This is a genomic window from Kribbella turkmenica (genome assembly GCF_004348725.1).
Lineage (GTDB): Bacteria > Actinomycetota > Actinomycetes > Propionibacteriales > Kribbellaceae > Kribbella > Kribbella turkmenica.
In genome coordinates, this window is record NZ_SMKR01000045.1 from 1 (window position 1) to 12,940 (window position 12,940).

Annotated in this window: 9 protein-coding genes; 4 read left to right on the top strand and 5 right to left on the bottom strand. The window is 69.9% G+C overall.

All coding sequences use genetic code 11. The features are described from left to right. Nucleotides 1–190: hypothetical protein (locus E1218_RS12760; RefSeq protein ID WP_233712194.1), on the bottom strand; the 190-nt coding region annotated here is incomplete at its 3' end. 106 nt (nt 191–296) lie between these two features. Then, nucleotides 297–1,385: a channel-forming protein ArfA/OmpATb gene (arfA, locus tag E1218_RS12765; RefSeq protein WP_132319607.1), complete on the bottom strand. Its 1,089-nt coding sequence runs from the start codon at nt 1,383–1,385 to the stop codon at nt 297–299. Between the two features lie 192 nt (nt 1,386–1,577). Here arfA and E1218_RS12770 point away from each other — a divergent pair, with 192 nt between their 5' ends. Both E1218_RS12770 and E1218_RS12775 read left to right on the top strand, forming a co-directional pair. Next, a complete protein-coding gene (locus E1218_RS12770; protein WP_132319609.1) occupies nt 1,578–2,816 on the top strand; it encodes a glycoside hydrolase family 18 protein in 1,239 nt (412 codons plus the stop codon). Nucleotides 2,817–3,006: 190 nt separating this feature from the next. Next, entirely contained in the window at nt 3,007–3,594 is a 588-nt protein-coding gene (locus E1218_RS12775; protein ID WP_132319611.1) for a winged helix-turn-helix domain-containing protein, read from the top strand. 56 nt (nt 3,595–3,650) lie between these two features. On the opposite strand, the gene E1218_RS12780 is transcribed toward E1218_RS12775, so the two are convergent. Continuing rightward, the gene (locus E1218_RS12780) at nt 3,651–8,006 is read right to left on the bottom strand and encodes a S8 family serine peptidase (protein WP_233712195.1); all 4,356 of its coding nucleotides are present in this window, start codon (nt 8,004–8,006) and stop codon (nt 3,651–3,653) included. A 358-nt stretch (nt 8,007–8,364) separates the two neighbouring features. Between E1218_RS12780 and E1218_RS12785 the strand changes: the two genes are divergently transcribed. After that, nucleotides 8,365–8,970 (top strand): winged helix-turn-helix domain-containing protein, encoded by a 606-nt coding sequence (locus E1218_RS12785; protein WP_132319615.1) that lies wholly within the window; start codon nt 8,365–8,367, stop codon nt 8,968–8,970. Between the two features lie 11 nt (nt 8,971–8,981). Then, on the top strand, nt 8,982–10,139 hold the full coding sequence (locus E1218_RS12790) for a threonine synthase (RefSeq protein WP_132319617.1): 1,158 nt from the start codon (nt 8,982–8,984) through the stop codon (nt 10,137–10,139). Here the strand turns inward: E1218_RS12790 and E1218_RS12795 are convergent. After that, nucleotides 10,136–10,804, bottom strand: a complete 669-nt coding sequence (locus tag E1218_RS12795; RefSeq protein WP_132319619.1) for a hypothetical protein — start codon at nt 10,802–10,804, stop codon at nt 10,136–10,138. The genes E1218_RS12790 and E1218_RS12795 overlap by 4 nt on opposite strands. 72 nt (nt 10,805–10,876) lie before the next feature. Continuing rightward, entirely contained in the window at nt 10,877–12,865 is a 1,989-nt protein-coding gene (locus tag E1218_RS12800; RefSeq protein WP_132319621.1) for an alpha-1,4-glucan--maltose-1-phosphate maltosyltransferase, read from the bottom strand. Between the last annotated feature and the right edge of the window lie 75 nt (nt 12,866–12,940).

Sequence of the window (12,940 nt, forward strand, 5' to 3'; positions counted from 1 at the left end):
CAGGTGCGGCGTCTGCGGACGACGGCGCGGATGCGGCTCCGACGAGGACCTCCTCCTCTTCCTCCACCGGTTCCTCGACTCCGCCCGGGGGCGGGAGTTCGCGGCGGGTCAGGAGGAGCCAGGTGATTGCGGCGCCGAGGGCGAAGGCGAGCAGGGACCAGAGCCAGTTGTGTCGCAGCAGCCAGCTCATCGGCGTGCTCCTCTCGCCGGCAGCAGCCGGTGCAGCAGCCAGGCGGCCGCGCTGCCGAGGAGGAACGCGACCAGGAGCAGGATCCACGTCTGAGCGATCAGCCAACTCATGAATTCCCTTGCAGTACTCGAAGCTCGACCCGGCGGTTCGCGATCCGCCCCTGCGGGGTGTCGTTGGAGGCGATCGGGAAGGTCTCGCCGTACCCGTGGGCGAGCAGTCGCCCGGCGGGGACGCCGAGCCGGACGAGCGTCGCCTTGACCGCGGCCGCGCGCCGCTCGGACAGCGGCAGGCTGCTGGCGGGGGAGCCGAGGTCGTCGGTGTGACCCGCGATCTCGACGCGGGCCGCCGGGCACGACTTCAGCAGCGCCGCGGCCTGGACGACCGCCGGCTTGGTGGCGTCGTTGACGATCGACGTACCGGACAGGAAGTTGATCGGGTACTGCCGGGTGAACTCCGACAGCCGGCTCTGGAACGTCCGGCAGGCTTCACTGATCTCGGGCTTCGGCGGCGCCGGCGTCTGCAGCTGGTCGGCGACCACCGCACCCGGGACCGCCTTCGCCGCCGCCCGGGCGACGGTGGCCTTGGTCGCCTGGTCGGGCACCTTCCCGGTCAGCGTGACCGTCGTGCCGTCGTAGCGCACCGAGGCGTCGCCGGTGCCGATCGCGAGCGCTTGGATCAGCGCGGCGACGGTGGCCGCGTCGGGCAGGCCAATGGCCGCGTCGATGGTGATCCGGTCGTCGAGCTCGCGCTCCTCGCCGAGCACCTTGTCGACCTGGGCGGCGATCGCGTCCTTGACCTGCTGGTCCCTGACCGCGGCCCGGACCCGGATCGAGTTGCTGGTCCGGCCGACCTCGAACGGCGCGACCGCCGGTTCCGCGGCCGTTCCCGCGGTCGGCGCGGCCGATGGCGTGCCGCCCTCGACCCGGACCGCGCGGACGCCATCGACGCCGGCCACGACCTGTTCGGCCACCCCGGGATCGACCCCGGCCGGAACGGCGACCTTCGCGTCGCGACCGTCCACGTCGACCTCGGCGCCGCTGATCCCGCGGGCCTGCAGAGCCGCGATCGAGCGGTCCCGGATTTCCTCCTCGGTGGTGCCTGCCCTGGCCGGGATGAGTACAGCCGTCAGCAGCACGGGTACGGCGAGGGCCGCAAGCAGCCAGACGACGACCGGCCGCCGAACGAGTCCGGACACTGTTCCTCCGTCGGATGCGGTCGAGAGTGACCGTGCGCGTGGACCTTACTCCGCCGCGCGCCCGGTCTGCACACCGGTCCGGGGAGCGGCGCGATGATCACGAGAACATTTTTATTCGGGTTCCTCCTTTTCTTAACTGGACGTGCTCGGTAGGGTGCGGGCAGTTCCTCTCCGCCCCCAGGAGGTACCACCATGAGAATCCGAGTTCTGGCCGTTGCGGCGGCCGTCACCCTGCTGGGCGCCGCCCTGATACCCGCGGCCACCGCCGCCCAGCCCGCCGCACAGGACACGTCCGCGCAGCAGGAAGCACCCGCGGCCGGCAAGCACGTCGTCGGCTACTTCACCGAGTGGGGTGTCTACGACCGCAACTACCACGTCAAGAACATCAAGATGAGTGGCTCGGCGCCGAAGCTGACCACGATCGTCTACGCGTTCGGCAACACCGCGGGCGGCCGGTGCGCGGTCGGCGACTCCTACGCGGCGTACGACAAGTTCTACGACGCGGCCTCGTCGGTGGACGGTGTCGCCGACACGTGGGACACCGGCGCGCTCCGCGGCAACTTCAACCAGTTGCGCAAGCTGAAGAAGGAGTTCCCGAACCTCAAGGTGGTCTGGTCGTTCGGCGGCTGGACCTGGTCCGGCGGCTTCACCGAGGCGGCGAAGAACCCGGCCGCCTTCGCCGACTCCTGCCACGCCCTGGTCGAGGACCCGCGCTGGGCCGACGTCTTCGACGGGATCGACATCGACTGGGAGTACCCGAACGCCTGTGGGCTGACGTGTGACACCTCCGGGCCGAACGCCTTCGACAAGGTGGTCACGGCGTTGCGCAACACGTTCGGATCGTCCGCGCTGGTGACCGCCGCGATCACCGCCGACGGCACCGACGGCGGCAAGATCGACGCCACCGACTACGCGGCCGCGGCCGGCAAGCTCGACTGGCTGATGCCGATGACGTACGACTACTTCGGGGCGTTCAGCGCCCAGGGCCCGACCGCGCCGCACTCCCCGCTGACGTCGTACGACGGGATCCCGACCGCCGGGTTCCACAGCGACGCGGCGATCCAGAAGCTGAAGTCGAAGGGCATCCCGGCGTCCAAGCTGCTGCTCGGCGTCGGTTTCTACGGCCGCGGCTGGACCGGCGTCACCCAGGCCGCTCCCGGTGGCTCCGCGACCGGCGCGGCGCCCGGGAAGTACGAGGCCGGGATCGAGGACTACAAGCTGATCTCGACCCGCTGCCCGTCGACCGGGACCGTCGGCGGGACGGCCTACGCGTTCTGCAGCGGGCAGTGGTGGGGGTACGACACCCCCGACACCATCCGCGGCAAGATGACGTACGCGAACCAGCAGGGCCTCGGCGGTGCGTTCTTCTGGGAGCTGTCCGGCGACACCGCCGACGGCACCCTGATCACGGCGGTCAAGACGGTCGGCTGACCTCTCGCCGGTCCTTCGGTACTGCGTCCGGGTCCGCCGCGCCGTTCCCCGCGGCGGCCCCGGGCGCACCCATGTCCTGTCCTGTCTCGGACAGGTCGCATTTGTGCCAGCTCCACGTGCAGGGAATCCCTTGACTTACTTCGCGTCGTAAAAGGTACTGGTCCTGGCGTTCGACCAGGAGGGGACTCGCATGGAGAGGTCGTCGGATTCGTCGTTGATCATCGGGGTGGCCACCTCCACGGCCGAGCGGGTGCAACTCGTCCGGCTGCTGGGCGGTGCGGAGGCGCTGTTGCTGGTGTCCAGCGCGGAGCAGGCGCGCACCTTCCTCGAGCTCACCGCGATGACGTCGCCGGTGGGGCCGGTCGTGCTGACGCCGACCGTGCTGCCGGGCGCCGACCAGGCAACGGTGAGTGTGCGGCCCGCCCAGATCGAGGCAGTCCCGCGGTCGGTGCCCGCCGTCCCGGTGGCGGCCGCCGTTCCCGCGCCGGAGACCGAGCTCTACCTGGACGTGGACCGCCGGGTCGTGCGCTGGAAGGACCGCGAGGTGCCGCTGACCAGGCTGGAGCACGACTTCCTGCACTGCCTGGTCGAGGAGCCCGGGCGCGTCTGGACCTACCAGCGGCTGCACCACGCGGTCTGGGGCAACGAGCACCTGGGCCACGGATCGCACATCCACTCGGTGGTGAAGCGCCTCCGGCAGAAACTGGCCGACCTCGGCGCCACCGTCACCATCCATGCCGTCCGCGGCGTGGGCTTCCATCTTTTCCCGACCAGCTGAACCGCACAGAACCGGCCCCCGTCCTGCTGGACGGGGGCCGGCGTCTTACCTGACTGCTATCTGATCGACTTCAGTGCGAAGTCCTCGGTGACCGGTTGGCCTGCGAGCAGGCGGGTCGTGCGGGTCTGGGGCTTGTAGCCGTCCTTGGCGGCGATCAGGGTGAGTGGGTTGTTCCGACGGTCCAGCCAGTACGCGTACTTGCCGTCCTTGTCGGTGATGAAGGTGTACGACTGGGCCCACGAGTCGACCTGGACTGTCGCACCCGGGAGGGCGGCGGTGGCCCCGGACGAGCTGACGCCCGTGACGGTGCCCAGCAGCTTGCTCCAGGTGTTCGGCGGCGTGACGTTCATCGTCACCCCGACCGCGTCGACCGAGTACGGCGTGTTCTCGCCGATCGTGACCGACCCGGCGTACGCGCCGGGTTGGTCGACGTTCGCCGTGAGCGTGACCTTGACCGTCGTCGACCCGCCCGGGGCCAGGGTGGCCTCGGTCTTGTCGATCGACATCCAGCTCACGTCCGCCGACGACTCGGCGCAGTCCTCGAGACCCGGCAGGGCCTCGCTGTCCACCGTGGCGTTGAAGCCACCGGAAGAACCGCCGACCTTGTAGAAGCCGCAGGCCGCACCACCGCGGTACCGCGGCAGGTTGGCGTTCGGCAGGGCCGACCAGGAGTCGGCGGCCGGGTCGTAGGCCATACCGGCGTTGGTGACCGCGCCGGCCTGGACACCGCCGACGACCAGCAGCTTGCCGCCGGCGACGGCGTACGAGCCCGCCCAGTGGTCCGCCGGCGCGTCCGCGACCGCGGTCCAGGTGTTGCCCGACGGGTCGAACACGTAGGCCGACTTCAGCGAGCTCGCGCCGTCGTTGCCGCCGGCGCAGTACAGCTTGCCGTCGATGGCGCCGCAGGACGCGAACGCGACCGACTTCGGGTAGTTCGCCAGGGTCTCCCAGCTGTTCGCCGCCGCGTCGTAGCGGACGACGGTGTTGCTCATCGGGGTGCAGGCGGAGGTCGTGCAGCCACCGACGGCGTACAGCTTGCCGTCGACGACGGCCTGACCGGCCGCGGCCCGCGGCGCCGGGTTGGCGGCCACCGACGACCACGCGTTGGTGGCCGGGTCGTAGGACCAGGTCTCCGCGGCCGGACCGGAGGAACCCCAACCGGAGCTGGCGATGATCTTGCCGCCCACGACGCCGACGGTGATGGCGTTGCGAGCACCCGGCAGCGGTGCGATGGCGGTCCACGCCAGCGTCGCCGGGTCGTACGCGTAGCTGTTCCCGGTCGACGCGCTACCGTTGCCACCGGCAATCGAGTAGATCTTGCCGTCGAGGTTGACCACCCGGTTGTCCATCACGGTCGACGGGTAGTCGGCGATGTCGGTCCACGGAGCCGCGAGCGGCTTCGCGGCGGCCGGCGTACCGGCCGTCTTGCCCGACAGCTTGTTCGCGAACGAGGTGGGCACCTCGAGCCGCTGCAGCGGGGCACCGGCGCTGTTCAGCACCTGGGTCTTGGTGGTGGTGGTGCCGTTCGCGTTCTGCAGCACGAAGCCGCCGTCGCGCTCACCGAACTTCACCTCGACCGGCGCACCGCCGGTGTTGGTCACGGTGAACGACTTGGTCACCTTGCCGGTGGGCAGCCTCAGGTTGCCGGTGATGCTGCCCGGGGTGACGGCCAGCTTGCCGGCCGCCAGGGTGTAGTTGGCGGTGGTGCTCCAGTCGGCCTCCACGTCCACGCTCTGCTGCGAGCTGACGTAGTTGCCGGCCTTCGCGGTGAAGCCCTGCGGCCCGGACTCCGAGGAGTACAGCCAGTAGAAGCCGTCCGCCAGACCGGTGTCCTCGGGCGTCGCGACGGTGGTGCCGGCCTCGGCGGCGTTGCCGTCGCGGCTGACGACCGCGCCGTTCACGAACCCGTTCGTGTTGGCGTCCTTGACGTTGCCGGTGACGATGCCGCCGCCGGTCGGCTCACAGGTGATCTGGCTGCCGATCAGCACGCTGTCGACGATCCACCACCACTCGTACGACGCGTCGTAGTAGTGGAACCGGACCTGCACCTCCGACTTGCCGGCCGCCTGCGGAATCGCGATCTCCTTGACACCGCGGACGTCCGCCGCCTGGGTGAGCACGTTGGTCCAGGTGGCCCCGCCGTCGATCGACAGGTCCACGTCGGCCTTCTCGCCGCTGAGGTAGTTGAGGTCCTGGTTGAACCGGATCACCGGAGCGGTGACCGCGCTCAGGTCAACGACCGGGCTGACCAGCGAGGTGTCCTGCGACCCGCCGGGGCCGTACTCGTCGCTGTCGATGACCGCGAACCCGCCGGTGCCACCGGCGAGGTTGCCCCGGTTGCCCGGGTCGTTGAACTGCCAGACCTGGCCGTTGCCCTTGGTGTCGACGACAGTCCAGTTGCCCGGCTTGTCACCGGAGTCGAACGTCTCGTAGACGCCGTCCGAACCGTACCGGTAGCCCGGCGCGGTGGCGCAGGCGTCGGTGCGGACCGGGACCGCGACGTTCTTGGTCAGGTTGCCGGCGCCGACGGTGATCGGCTCGCTGACCGTCTGGTAGCCCGGATACTGCGACTCGATCTTCAGCGAGTACGCCGCGTTGGAGGGCACCTTCAGGCTGAAGCGGCCGTTGGTCGGCGTCGTGTAGTCGAACACACCGCCCGGTCCCTCGACGCTCACCTTCGCGTACAGCGGCCAGCCGTGACCGGAGCCGTCCGAGATGGTGCCGCCGACGTTGACCTGCGGAGCGCTCTCCAGCGCGTAGTTCTTCGTGGTGGTCGCGCCGGTGGTGATGGTCGCGGTGTCGGTCTGGGTCTTGTACCCGAACGACGCCACGGTCAGGTCGTAGCTGCCGGCCGGCAGCACGGACGAGAACGCACCGGTGCCGGTGGTGGTGAGGACCCGGTCGGGCTGACCGGCGGCCTTCACCGTCACGCTCGCGCCGGCCAGCGGGGTGCCGCCGGTCGCCGCGGTGACCGTGCCGGCGAGCGTGCCGGTCTCACCGATGGGAGCGGCGTTCAGCAGCGCCAGGGCGTCCAGGCGGCCCTGGCCGTAGACGTTGTTGTTCTCCGTCGTTCCACCGCATTGGCTGTCGGCCTTGTCGATCGCGGTCCCGTTCAGCAGCGCGCGGGTCGCGTCGACGTCACCCTTGAGTACCGGCGAGGCGGCCCAGACCAAGGCAACGGCGCCCGCGAGGTGCGGTGCGGCCATCGACGTGCCGTTGAAGCTCGCGTAGCTGCTGCCCGGCACGCTGGACCGGACGTTGACGCCGGGGGCCGAGATGTTCGGCTTGATCGTGCCGTTCTGGCCGACACCCCGGCCGGAGAACGACGCGATGTTGTTGTTGATGTCGTAGGCACCCGCCGAGTAGTTGCTCGTCAGGGAGCCCGGCGAACCGCTGCTCTGGCAGCCCAGCGAACCGCTGTTGCCGTTCGCCCAGGCACCGAACATGCCCGACGCCTTCCAGGCGTTGGTGATGTCCTCCATGAACGGGTCGTTCGACGGCTGCGTCGAGCCCCAGGAGTTGTTGATGATGTTCGGCCGCTTGCTCGCGTCCGGGTTCTGGCCGTTCAAATCGGTCGGCTCGAGCATCCACTCGCCGGACGCGATCAGCGCGGCGTCGCTCGGGCAGCAGCCGTTCGCTGCGATCCACTTGACCGCCGGCGCGACGCCGATCTGGTTGCCCGCGCCGTCGTCGCCGGCCATGGTACCCATCGTGTGGGTGCCGTGGCCGTTGCCGTCGGACGGAGCGGTCGGCGAAGTGCCGGCCGCGTCGAACCAGTTGTAGTTGTGGTCGAACGTGCCGTCGCCGTTGTTGCCGCGGTACGAGTTCACCAGCGCCGGGTGGTCGTACTGCACCCCGGTGTCGATGTTGGCGATCACGATGCCCGCGCCCTTGGCGCCGTACTGCGACCAGACGTCGTCGGCGTTGATGTTCGCGATACCCCACTCGACGGCGTTGATCTCGTGCGCCTGCTCGCCCGGGGTGACCTTCGGCACCTCGACGGCGACCGGGTTGTAGAGACCCTCGACCTCGGCATGGTTGGCCAGGTTCTGGGCCAGCGCGAGCGTGCCGCTGGTGATCCGGATCGCGTTGGTACCCCAGAAGGCCTGGTAGCTCACCTTCTGCGCGTCCAGTTCGGCCCGGACCTTCGCCTGGCTGGCGGCGGCGGTCTTCTTCAGCGCCGCGGCGACGGCCGTGCCGCGCTCGTTCCAGTCGGTGATCCCGCGGGCGGCGCTCAAGTCGGCCTTGGCGGAGAACCGGACCCAGTAGTCCGTCGCCTCCTTGGCGTCCTTGCCGTCCAGTTTTGCCATCAGTTCCGGCTTGATCTTGCTCGCCGGGGTGGCGTCGGGCTTGGTGGGTGGCGCGGCCTGGGCCTGGCCGGCGACGGCCATCCCGGTCGCGACGACTGCCACCGTCGCCAGGGCACTCACCAGCGATCTGGCGAGCCCCCTTCGTCTTCCGTGTGACATCTCTGCAGCCCCTCACTGTGGACAACCCCGAGTTGACTCCCCCGAGTCATCTGGTGCAGAGGTGCAGGCCGGGTTCGCGGTGCCGTCATCGGGCGGATGAACCGGTGAGCGAACGCTGCGTGCCCCCCAGGTCGCGACATGTGACACCGCGAGCCTGTCGTGGACCTTATGTGTCAGAACAACGTGGTAACAAGCACACTTCGTGAGCAAGATGTGACTAGCCGTTGCACCGATCAAGGCAAGGTGGTCAAAGGTTGGCAGTTCGTTGACGATCCGAGGCAGAGGTTGACATCGTGATCAGATGGTCACCGCCCGTGTCCCCGCCCCTCTGGACGTCGATCTGACCACGACCGACCGGCCGCCGTTCCCGCTGCTGATCGCGGTCGCGGCCTCACCGGAGGACCGTGTCCGGCTCGCCGAGCGCGTCGACGACGTCGCGCCACTGCTGCTCGTCTCCAGTCTCGAAGAGCTCCGCCGGCTGCTGGCGACCGGCGAGCAACCACCGCCGGTCCCCGAACAGCCCGAGTCGCCGGAGCCCGCGGAGGTCGACGCGACCGCCGAGAGGGTGTCCGCCGGTGAGCCCGACGCCGGCGTGCTCACGATCGACCGGGTCCGGTCGGTCGCCCGGTGGCGCGACCAGGAGGTCCAGCTGACCGAGCTCGAGCACGACCTGCTCACCCGGCTGATGTCCGCGCCGCTGCGGATCTGGACGTACGACGCCCTGCACCAGACCGTCTGGCGCAACCGGCACCTGCGCGGCACCGCCGACATCCACTCGGTGGTCAAGCGTCTCCGCCGCAAACTCGACGACCTCGGCACCACGGTCACCATCGACGCGGTCCGCGGCACCGGCTTCCGGCTCACCGACCACCAGCGCCCGACCGTCACCAACCTGCGCGCCGGGTAGGTTCACCAGGTGTGACCTTCTCAGCGCTGAGCCGGCTCGAGTGCCCTAAGTGCGGGCTGACCCACGACCCCGACCAGGTGATCGGACTGTGCCCGTGCGGATCACCTCTGCTGGCGCGGTACGACGTACCCGCGGTGAAGTTGACGAAGGACGAGTTGGCCGCGCGGCCGCCGGACCTGTGGCGGTACCACGAGCTGCTGCCGGTGCGCGCGCCGGAGAACGTGGTGACCCTGGGGGAGGGGATGACGCCGCTGCTTCCGTTGCCGCGCTACGGCCGGGAGATCGGCGTCGACCGGCTGCTGATGAAGGACGAAGGGCTGATCCCGACCGGCACGTTCAAGGCGCGCGGCGCGGCCGTCGGGGTGTCCCGGGCGTACGAGGTCGGCGTCCGGCGGATCGCGATGCCGACCAACGGGAACGCCGGCTCCGCCTGGGCCGCGTACGCCGCCCGCGCCGGGCTCGAAGCGTTGGTCGCGATGCCCGTCGCGGCGCCGGAGATCTGCCGGCGCGAGGTGAAGGTCGTCGGCGCGCGGCTGCACCTGGTCGACGGGCTGATCGGTGACGCGGCGGCGTACGTCCGGGAGCAGGAGGGGTACTTCGACGTCTCCACGCTGAAGGAGCCGTACCGGATCGAGGGCAAGAAGACGATGGGACTGGAGATCGCCGAGCAGCTCGGCTGGCGGCTGCCCGACGTCATCGTCTACCCGACCGGCGGCGGCGTCGGGATCATCGGCATCTGGAAGGCGCTGCTCGAGTTGCGCGAGCTCGGCTGGATCGACGGACCGCTGCCGCGGCTGGTCGCCGTCCAGTCGACCGGGTGCGCGCCGATCGTCCAGGCCTACGAGCAGGGCCTGCCCGAGAGCGAGCCGTGGCCGGACGCGCAGACCGTTGCCTTCGGCATCACCGTGCCCAGGGCGCTCGGCGATTTCCTCGTCCTGCGGGCGATCGCGGACACCGGCGGCACCGCCGTCGCCGTCGGCGACGAGACCATCCTGGCGGAGCAGCGCCGGCTGGCCGAGCTCGAGGGCGCCTTCGTCTGCCCCGAGGGTGCCGCCACCTTCGCCGCCGCCCGGCGCCTGCGGGAGAGCGGCTGGATCCACGCCGGCGACCAGGTTGTCGCCCTGAACACCGGACTCGGCCTGAAGTACCCGCAGACCGTTCCCCTCTAACGCCGGGCCGGCCCCACGACGAACGGCTTCAACCTGGCCGCGAGGTCGGCGGAGTCGACGCGTTGGTAGTACTTGTCACTGACGCCACCGGCCGTGGACGCGGGACAGCCGTTCAGTGAACCCTGCAGGGTGAAGGTGGTGATCTGCCGCGCTGTCTTCGCTTCGAACACGCGGTACCGGTAGCGCGCCGACACCAACTCCGCCGTCGGCCTGGAGTCGTCGGTGGACTCGTAGTCGCAGGTGTCGACCGTCCTGGAGCGGTAGGTCTCGTCGCGCCACTCGCAGATCAGCAACTGCACCGCACCCGGGGTGGACGTGAGCTTCGCGTTCCACTCGCGAGGAAGTTCGGTGTAGATGTCGGCGAAGTCGAGGTTCACGAGCTCGGACAGGTGGATGCTCCGGCCGGCATAGGCCGGCCCGTCCGGGTTGTAGGCCCGCAGCTTCTTCGGGTCGAACGGGTTGCCGCCGCAGGCCACCTCGGGCTCCACGCGCGGGGGAGTGGTCGGGGTGGCCCGGCTGGGCGCGGTGTGAATGATGGAGCTCGGCGTCGGAGTGGCCGAGGCGGTCGGGGCCGGGATCCGGCCGGCGGTCGGGTCGTCGCCCGAGCATCCTGCGGCGATGGCGAGCGCGGCGGCTGCGCACAGGGCGATGAGACGGCGGACCATACGGCCTGATGCTAGGAAACCGCGGGGGCAGGATCCGGCGGGTGGCCGGATCCTGCCATCAGGTGGTGCGGATCAGGCCTGGCCGCGGCGGACGGCGAGGATGTGGGCCGGCTCGCCGTTCGGGTCGAGCTTGATGTAGTTCTGCTGGCCCCAGCGCCAGGTCGCGCCGCTGATCTCGTCGTACACGGTGAAGCTGTCCTCGGGACGCATGCCGAGCGCGGCCATGTCGAGGTGGACCATCGACTCGCGGACCGAGTGCGGGTCCGTGTTCACCACCACGATGACGGTGTCGCTGTGCCCGTCCGGCCCGGTGATCCGCTTCGAGTAGCACATGATCGCCTCGTCCTCGACCGTGTGCAGCGAGAGGTTGCGCAGCTGCTGCAGGGCCGGGTGCCGGCGGCGGATGTTGTTCAGCAGCGTCAGGTACGGCGCCAGCGAGCGTCCCTCGGCCTCGGCGGCCTCCCAGTCCCGCGGCCGGAACTGGAACTTCTCGGTGTCCAGGTACTCCTCCGAGCCCGGCCGGAGCGCGACGTGCTCGAACAACTCGTACCCGGCGTACACGCCCCAGGTCGGTGACGACGTCGACGCGATCGCCGCCCGGATCTTGAACGCGCCCGGACCGCCGTACTGCAGGTAGGCGGTCAGGATGTCCGGGGTGTTGACGAAGAAGTTCGGCCGGAGGAAGTGCGCGGTCTCCGTGGTCAGCTCCTGCAGGTACTCCTCCAGCTCCCACTTCTCGTTGCGCCAGGTGAAGTACGTGTACGACTGGTGGAAGCCGACCTTGGCCAGCTGCCGCATCATCGGCCGCCGGGTGAACGCCTCGGACAGGAACACCACGTCCGGGTCGGTCTTGCGGATCTCGCCGAGCAGGTACTCCCAGAAGTTCACCGGCTTGGTGTGCGGGTTGTCGACCCTGAACACGGTCACCCCGTGCGAGATCCACAGCCGGACGATCCGCAGCACCTCGGCGTAGATGCCTTCGGGGTCGTTGTCGAAGTTGATCGGGTAGATGTCCTGGTACTTCTTCGGCGGGTTCTCGGCGTACGCGATCGAGCCGTCCGCGCGGACGCTGAACCACTTCGGGTGCTCGGTCACCCACGGATGGTCCGGGGAGGCCTGCAGCGCCAGGTCGATGGCGACCTCGAGCCCGAGCTCACGGGCCCGGCCGACGAAGAAGTCGAAGTCCTCGAAGGTGCCGAGCTCCGGGTGGATCGCGTCGTGCCCGCCCTCCTCGGAGCCGATCGCCCACGGCGACCCGGGATCACCGGGCTTCGGGTCGAGGGTGTTGTTCGGGCCCTTGCGGAACGAGTGGCCGATCGGGTGGATCGGCGGCACGTAAAGGATGTCGAAGCCCATCGAGGCAACCGCTTCCAGCCGCTTGGCCGCCGTCCGGAAGGTCCCGGACCTCCACTGCCCGGTCTCCTCGTCGTACTTCGCACCCTCCGACCGGGGGAAGAACTCGTACCAGCTGCCGTACAGCGCCCGCTCCCGGTCGACCCACACCGGGTACGTCTCGGAGGACGTGATCAGCTCGCGCACCGGGTACCGCCCGAGCGCGGCCCGGACCTGCGGCGAGATGCCCGCGGCCAGCCGGGCCTCGGGCGGCAGCGCGCCGTTCGCCAGCGCCTGCGCGGCATCGCTCAACGTCGCCCGGTCGGCACGGACGGCGGGCGGCACGCCGGCGGCCGCGCGGTCGAAGAAGGCGGCTCCTTCGGCGAACATCAGGTCGACGTCGAGCCCGGCCGGCACCTTGATCTCGGCGTTGTGCCGCCAGGTGCCGTACGGGTCGCTCCAGCCCTCGACCGCGAACGTCCACGCGCCCTGCTCCTGCAGGGTCACGTCCACCGTCCACCGGTCCGAACCCTGCCCGACCGGGGTCATCAGCATCCGTCTGGTCTGCCCGGTCGGCGAGGTCAGCACGACGTTCGCGTTCACCGCGTCGTGGCCCTCGCGGAAGACCGTGGCCGCGATGGTGAACGTCTCGCCCACCGATGCCTTGGCCGGATACGCTCCGGCGTCGACGGTCGGGGTGACGTCGGTGATCGGGATGCGCCCAGTCATGGCGTAGACGAACCTTCCCTCGCAGAGAGTGACAGCCGGCCGATTGCGATCCGGCGGGTGGAGTCGTGCGCAGTA

Excerpts from the sequence above, each read along its gene's own strand:
- E1218_RS12775 (WP_132319611.1), top strand. The coding sequence starts at position 3,007 with ATGGAGAGGTCGTCGGATTCGTCGTTGATCATCGGGGTGGCCACCTCC.
- E1218_RS12785 (WP_132319615.1), top strand. The coding sequence starts at position 8,365 with ATGGTCACCGCCCGTGTCCCCGCCCCTCTGGACGTCGATCTGACCACG.
- E1218_RS12770 (WP_132319609.1), top strand. The coding sequence starts at position 1,578 with ATGAGAATCCGAGTTCTGGCCGTTGCGGCGGCCGTCACCCTGCTGGGC.
- E1218_RS12800 (WP_132319621.1), bottom strand. The coding sequence starts at position 12,865 with ATGACTGGGCGCATCCCGATCACCGACGTCACCCCGACCGTCGACGCC.
- E1218_RS12795 (WP_132319619.1), bottom strand. The coding sequence starts at position 10,804 with ATGGTCCGCCGTCTCATCGCCCTGTGCGCAGCCGCCGCGCTCGCCATC.